Origin of the sequence: Ramlibacter sp., assembly GCF_035554825.1 — a bacterium.
Lineage (GTDB): Bacteria > Pseudomonadota > Gammaproteobacteria > Burkholderiales > Burkholderiaceae_C > Ramlibacter.
On sequence record NZ_DATMHS010000080.1, the window covers coordinates 1 to 6,073 of the forward strand.

A 6,073-nucleotide genomic window follows, 5' to 3' on the forward strand; every position below is an offset into this window, starting at 1 on the left:
GTCGTCACCAAGATCCCGCGCTTCGCCTTCGAGAAGTTCAAGGACGCCGACGACCGCCTGACCACGCAGATGAAGTCCGTGGGCGAGGTGATGGCCATGGGCCGCACGTTCCGGGAGTCGTTCCAGAAGGCGCTGCGCGGCCTGGAGGTCGGCGTCGACGGCATGAACGAGAAGACGCAGGACCGCGAGGTGCTGGAAGAGGAACTGGGCGAGCCCGGCCCCGAGCGCATCTGGTATGTCGGCGACGCGTTCGCCCAGGGCATGACGGTGGACGAAGTGTTTCACCTCACCAAGATCGACCGCTGGTTCCTGGTGCAGATCGAGGAGATCGTCAAGATCGAACTCGCGCTCGAGAAGATGAGCCTGGACCAGGTCGACCGGGACACCCTCCTGATGCTCAAGAGGAAGGGCTTCTCCGACCGGCGCCTGGCGCGCCAGCTGAAGACCACCGACAAGGTGATCCGCGAGAAGCGCCGCGAACTCGGCGTCCGGCCGGTCTACAAGCGGGTGGACACCTGCGCCGCCGAATTCGCGACGAATACGGCCTACATGTATTCGACCTACGAGGACGAATGCGAGGCCGAACCCAGCGACCGCAAGAAGATCATCGTGCTGGGCGGCGGCCCGAACCGGATCGGCCAGGGCATCGAGTTCGACTACTGCTGCGTGCACGCGGCGCTGGCGCTGCGCGAGGACGGGTACGAGACCATCATGGTCAACTGCAACCCGGAAACGGTGTCGACCGACTACGACACCAGCGACCGCCTCTACTTCGAGCCCCTGACGCTGGAGGACGTGCTGGAGATCGTCGACAAGGAAAAGCCGGTCGGGGTGATCGTGCAGTACGGCGGCCAGACGCCGCTGAAGCTCGCCCTGGGCCTGGAAGCCGAGGGCGTGCCGATCATCGGCACCAGCCCCGACATGATCGATGCGGCGGAGGACCGCGAGCGCTTCCAGAAGCTGCTGCACGAACTGAAGCTGCTGCAGCCGCCGAACGCGACGGCCCGCACCGAACCCGAGGCACTGGAAAAGGCCGCGGCCCTGGGCTATCCGCTGGTCGTGCGTCCCAGCTACGTGCTGGGCGGCCGGGCCATGGAGATCGTGCACGAGCAGCGCGACCTGGAGCGCTACATGCGCGAGGCGGTGAAGGTCTCGCACGACTCGCCGGTGCTGCTGGACCGGTTCCTGAACGACGCCATCGAGTGCGACGTCGACTGCCTGTCGGACGGACAGCGCACCTTTATCGGCGGCGTGATGGAGCACATCGAGCAGGCCGGCGTGCACTCGGGCGACTCGGCCTGCTCGCTGCCGCCGTATTCGCTGTCGAAGGCGACCGTCGACGAGCTGAAGCGCCAGACCGCCGCGATGGCCAAGGCGCTGAATGTCGTCGGCCTGATGAACGTGCAGTTCGCCATCCAGGAGAAGGAAGGCAAGGACGTCATCTACGTGCTGGAAGTGAACCCGCGGGCCTCGCGCACGGTGCCGTTCGTCAGCAAGGCCACCGGCATCCAGCTGGCCAAGGTGGCCGCGCGCTGCATGGTCGGCCAGTCGCTGGAATCGCAGGGCATCACGCAGGAGGTGACGCCGCCGTATTTCAGCGTCAAGGAGGCGGTCTTCCCCTTCGTGAAGTTCCCCGGCGTCGACACCATCCTCGGCCCCGAGATGAAGTCCACCGGCGAGGTGATGGGCGTGGGCAAGAGCTTCGGCGAGGCGTTCATCAAGAGTCAGATCGGCGCCGGCACCAAGCTGCCGCGGCCGACCGACCCGGTGCGCAAGGTGTTCCTCACGGTGAAGAACGGTGACAAGCCGCGGGCGGTGGAAGTGGCGCGCCAGCTTGCCGCGATGGGGTTCCTGATCGCCGCCACCAAGGGCACGGCGGCGGCGATCAACGCTGCCGGCATCGCCTGCGAGTCGGTCAACAAGGTGACCGAGGGCCGGCCACACGTGGTCGACATGATCAAGAACAACGAGGTCGTGATGGTGATCAACACCGTGGAGGAGCGGCGCAACGCCATTTCCGACTCGCGTGCCATCCGCACCTCGTCGTTGCTGGCCAGGGTGACCACCTTCACGACCATCGCCGGGGCGGAAGCCGCCGTCGAAGGCATGAAATACCTGGACAACCTGGACGTGTATTCGCTCCAGGAGCTGCACGCGCAACTGGCGGCCTGAGCCGCCGCTTCTTGGCATAATCCGCCCATCCATACACCGCCGGTCGGCAACGGCCGGCGGTTTGCTTTTGCCGGCGCCAGCCGCCGGCCGTTGTTTTTCCTGCGAGACCACCATGGCGACCATTCCACTTACCAAGCGCGGTGCCGAGAAGCTCAAGGCCGAACTGCACAAGCTCAAGACCGTCGAGCGGCCGGCCGTGATCAATGCGATCTCGGAGGCGCGCTCGCACGGCGACCTGTCGGAGAACGCCGAATACGACGCGGCCAAGGACCGTCAGGGCTTCATCGAAGGCCGGATCAAGGAAGTCGAGGGCAAGCTCGCCGCGGCGCAGATCATCGATCCGGCGCAGCTCAACGCCGGCGGCAAGGTCGTGTTCGGCGCGACCGTCGAACTGGAGGAAGAGGACAGCGGCGACGCGGTGCGCTACCAGATCGTCGGCGAGGACGAGGCCGACCTCAAGCAGGGCCTGATCAACATCTCCAGTCCGATCGCGCGCGCCCTGATCGGCAAGGAGCCGGGCGACACGGCCGAGGTGCAGGCGCCGGGCGGCCTCAAGCGCTACGAGATCGTCGCGGTCCACTACGTCTGAAACCGCGGGCGGCCCGCCGTGAACGCTCCCGCCGCATCGGATCCGCGCCGCGACTGGAAGGCGCGGGCGGCAGTGCTGGCCGCGGCGCTCTGGTGGGGAAGCCTCGGCACGGTCGGCTTCCTGGTGGTGCCGCTGCTGTTCGCGAACCTGCCGAGTGCGGCACTGGCCGGCAACGTGGCCGGCAAGCTGTTCGCCGCCGAGGCCTGGGTGGCGGTCGGGTCGGCGCTGGTGCTGCTGTTGGCGTCGAGGGCGGCGCAACGCTCCAGCCTCCAGTGGCGCGGCGGCGCGCTGCTGTTCGTGATCGCGGGCCTGCTGCTGGCACTGTTGGTGGAACTGGCCGTCGCCCCCCGGATCCTGGCGCGCGAGAACCTGCGCCTGTGGCATGGCGTGGGCAGCGCGATGTACCTGCTGCAGTGGCTGTGCGCCGGCGTCGTGCTGTGGAAGGTGACGTCGCCCGAGCCGCCAGGCTGACCGCCGGGCTTCGGCTGCGGCCCGGGGACGGCCGCAGACTGCTAGCCCAACCGGCCTTTCTTCACCGACTTCTGCTTGGGCTTGGCGCGCTTGACCTGGCCACCCGGCGTGAGGCGCTGGTTGCCCAGCACCCGCAAGGTCTTGATCTCCGGCCGCTGGCCGCCGCGCTTGCTGTACTTGAGCACCTTGAAATCGCGCGGGCCGGGCATCCGGTCCTCGTCTTCGGCGCGCTCCCTGGGCGGCTTCGGCCGCCACAGCACGAGCAGCTTGCCGATGTGCTGGATGGGCGCGGCGTCGAGCTCGTCGGCCAGGGTCTGGAACATGGCCTCGCGCGCGGTGCGGTCGTCGCCGTGGACGCGGACCTTGATCAGGCCATGGGCCTTGAGCGCGGCGTCGATCTCCTTCTTGACGGCCGGCGTGAGGCCCTCGTTCCCGATCATGACGACGGGGTCGAGGTGGTGGGCCTCGGCGCGGTGTTCCTTGCGTTCGGCAATTGTCAATTGAAGGGCGGGCATGGCCCGTATTATCTCCGGCAAGCCGGACGGCGCGGCGTGCCGCCGGCTGCACATCCACGCTCATGAAAATCAACACCAAAAGCAAAAAGGTCAACAAGGCGTGGTTGAACGACCATGTCAACGATCCCTACGTGCGGCTCGCGCAGAAGGAGGGCTACCGCGCCCGCGCGGCCTACAAGCTCAAGGAGATCGACGAGAGCCTGGGGCTGATCAGGCCGGGCGCGACCGTGGTGGACCTCGGTTCCACGCCGGGCGCGTGGAGCCAGTACGTGCGGCGCAAGCTGGCGCCCGCCGGCGCGGCGCCCGGCGCGCTCGCCGGCCGCCTGATCGCGCTGGACATCCTGCCGATGGAGCCGATCGAGGGCGTGCTGTTCATCCACGGCGACTTCCGCGAGCCGCAGGTGCTGGCGCAGTTGGAGGCCGCCATGGCCGGCCAGCAGGCCGACGTGGTCGTCTCCGACATGGCGCCCAACCTTTCTGGGATCGCGTCGGCGGACGCCGCCCGCATCGCGCATCTGGTGGAACTGGCGGTCGACTTCGCGACCCACCACCTCAAGCCCGAAGGAGCCCTGGTCGCGAAGGTGTTTCACGGCAGCGGCTACAGTGAGCTGGTCAAGCTGTTCAAGGAAACTTTCCGGACCGTGAAGCCTCTCAAACCCAAGGCATCACGCGATCGATCCTCCGAAACCTTCCTCGTCGGCATCGGCCTGAGAAACGCGCCTCCCCGCCGCTGACACGCTTTCGGGATACCGGCCTATGGGTGCGGTAGCCAAATTACATCATTCCATGTCTTGAAACGCCTAGAATGGACGGCAACTAGGGCTGGACTTTTCCCCGGAGAAACAGTTGAACAATCAGTGGTTTTCCAAGATCGCGGTATGGCTGGTGATCGCGCTCGTCCTGTTTACCGTCTTCAAGCAGTTCGACACGCGCGGCGCGGCCGGTGCCAGCGTGATGGGCTATTCCGACTTCCTCGAGGAAGTGCGGAGCAAGCGCATCAAGAACGCCGTGATCCAGGAGGGCCAGGGCGGCACCGAGATCATCGCCATCACGACCGATGACCGGAAGATCCGCAGCACCGCGACCTATCTGGACCGCGGCCTGGTCGGCGACCTCATCAACAACGGCGTCAAGTTCGACGTCAAGCCGCGCGAAGAGGGCTCGCTCCTGATGACCCTGCTGGTCAGCTGGGGGCCGATGCTGCTGCTGATCGGGGTCTGGATCTACTTCATGCGGCAGATGCAGGGAGGCGGCAAGGGCGGCGCCTTCAGCTTCGGCAAGAGCAAGGCCCGCATGCTCGACGAGAACAACAACCAGATCACCTTCGCCGACGTCGCCGGTTGCGACGAGGCCAAGGAAGAGGTCAAGGAAGTCGTCGACTTCCTGAAGGACCCGCAGAAGTTCCAGAAGCTCGGCGGCCGCATTCCGCGCGGCCTGCTGCTGGTCGGCCCGCCCGGTACCGGCAAGACGCTGCTGGCCAAGGGCATCGCCGGCGAAGCCAAGGTGCCCTTCTTCAGCATCTCGGGCTCCGACTTCGTCGAGATGTTCGTCGGCGTGGGCGCGGCGCGCGTGCGCGACATGTTCGAGAACGCCAAGAAGAACGCCCCTTGCATCATCTTCATCGATGAGATCGACGCCGTGGGGCGCCAGCGCGGCGCCGGCCTGGGCGGCGGCAACGACGAGCGCGAGCAGACCCTCAACCAGATGCTGGTGGAGATGGACGGCTTCGAGACCAACCTCGGCGTGATCGTCGTGGCCGCGACGAACCGTCCCGACATCCTGGACGCCGCCTTGCTGCGCCCGGGCCGCTTCGACCGCCAGGTCTACGTGACGCTGCCGGACATCCGCGGCCGCGAGCAGATCCTGAACGTCCACATGCGCAAGATCCCCATCGGCCAGGACGTGGCGCCGGCGATCATCGCCCGCGGCACCCCCGGCATGTCGGGCGCGGACCTGGCCAACCTGTGCAACGAAGCAGCGCTCATGGCCGCCCGCCGGAATGCGCGCGTGGTCGAGATGCAGGACTTCGAGAAGGCCAAGGACAAGATCATCATGGGCCCGGAGCGCAAGTCGATGGTGATGCCCGAGGAGGAACGCCGCAACACGGCGTACCACGAATCGGGCCACGCCCTGATCGGCAAGCTGCTGCCCAAGTGCGATCCGGTGCACAAGGTGACCATCATCCCGCGCGGGCGGGCGCTGGGCGTCACCATGAGCCTGCCGGAAAAGGACCGCTACAGCTACGACCGCGAGTACATGCTCAACCAGATCAGCATGCTGTTCGGCGGCCGGATCGCGGAAGAGGTGTTCATGAACCAGATGACCA

General features: G+C 66.6%; 6 protein-coding genes. 5 read left to right on the forward strand and 1 reads right to left on the reverse strand.

The genetic code is table 11. The annotated features are described in order from the left end of the window. The 3 genes from carB to VNT59_RS10400 all read left to right on the forward strand — a co-directional run. Positions 1 to 2,172, forward strand: a 2,172-nt coding sequence (gene carB / locus VNT59_RS10390; RefSeq protein ID WP_325498330.1) for a carbamoyl-phosphate synthase large subunit, incomplete at its 5' end; no start/stop codon positions are given. 112 nt (positions 2,173 to 2,284) lie between these two features. Then, on the forward strand, positions 2,285 to 2,761 hold the full coding sequence (gene greA / locus VNT59_RS10395) for a transcription elongation factor GreA (protein WP_325498331.1): 477 nt from the start codon (positions 2,285 to 2,287) through the stop codon (positions 2,759 to 2,761). An 18-nt stretch (positions 2,762 to 2,779) separates the two neighbouring features. After that, positions 2,780 to 3,232, forward strand: coding sequence for a DUF4149 domain-containing protein (locus tag VNT59_RS10400; RefSeq protein WP_325498332.1), 453 nt, complete (start codon positions 2,780 to 2,782; stop codon positions 3,230 to 3,232). Between the two features lie 41 nt (positions 3,233 to 3,273). Here the strand turns inward: VNT59_RS10400 and VNT59_RS10405 are convergent, their stop codons facing one another. Further along, positions 3,274 to 3,747 carry a YhbY family RNA-binding protein gene (locus VNT59_RS10405; RefSeq protein ID WP_325498333.1) on the reverse strand — a complete coding sequence of 158 codons (474 nt, stop codon included), beginning with the start codon at positions 3,745 to 3,747 and terminating at the stop codon, positions 3,274 to 3,276. 62 nt (positions 3,748 to 3,809) lie between these two features. Between VNT59_RS10405 and VNT59_RS10410 the strand changes: the two genes are divergently transcribed. Beyond that, a complete protein-coding gene (locus VNT59_RS10410; RefSeq protein ID WP_325498334.1) occupies positions 3,810 to 4,481 on the forward strand; it encodes an RlmE family RNA methyltransferase in 672 nt (223 codons plus the stop codon). Between the two features lie 112 nt (positions 4,482 to 4,593). Continuing rightward, positions 4,594 to 6,073 (forward strand): ATP-dependent zinc metalloprotease FtsH (gene ftsH / locus VNT59_RS10415; RefSeq protein WP_325498335.1); only part of this gene is annotated, 1,480 nt, incomplete at its 3' end.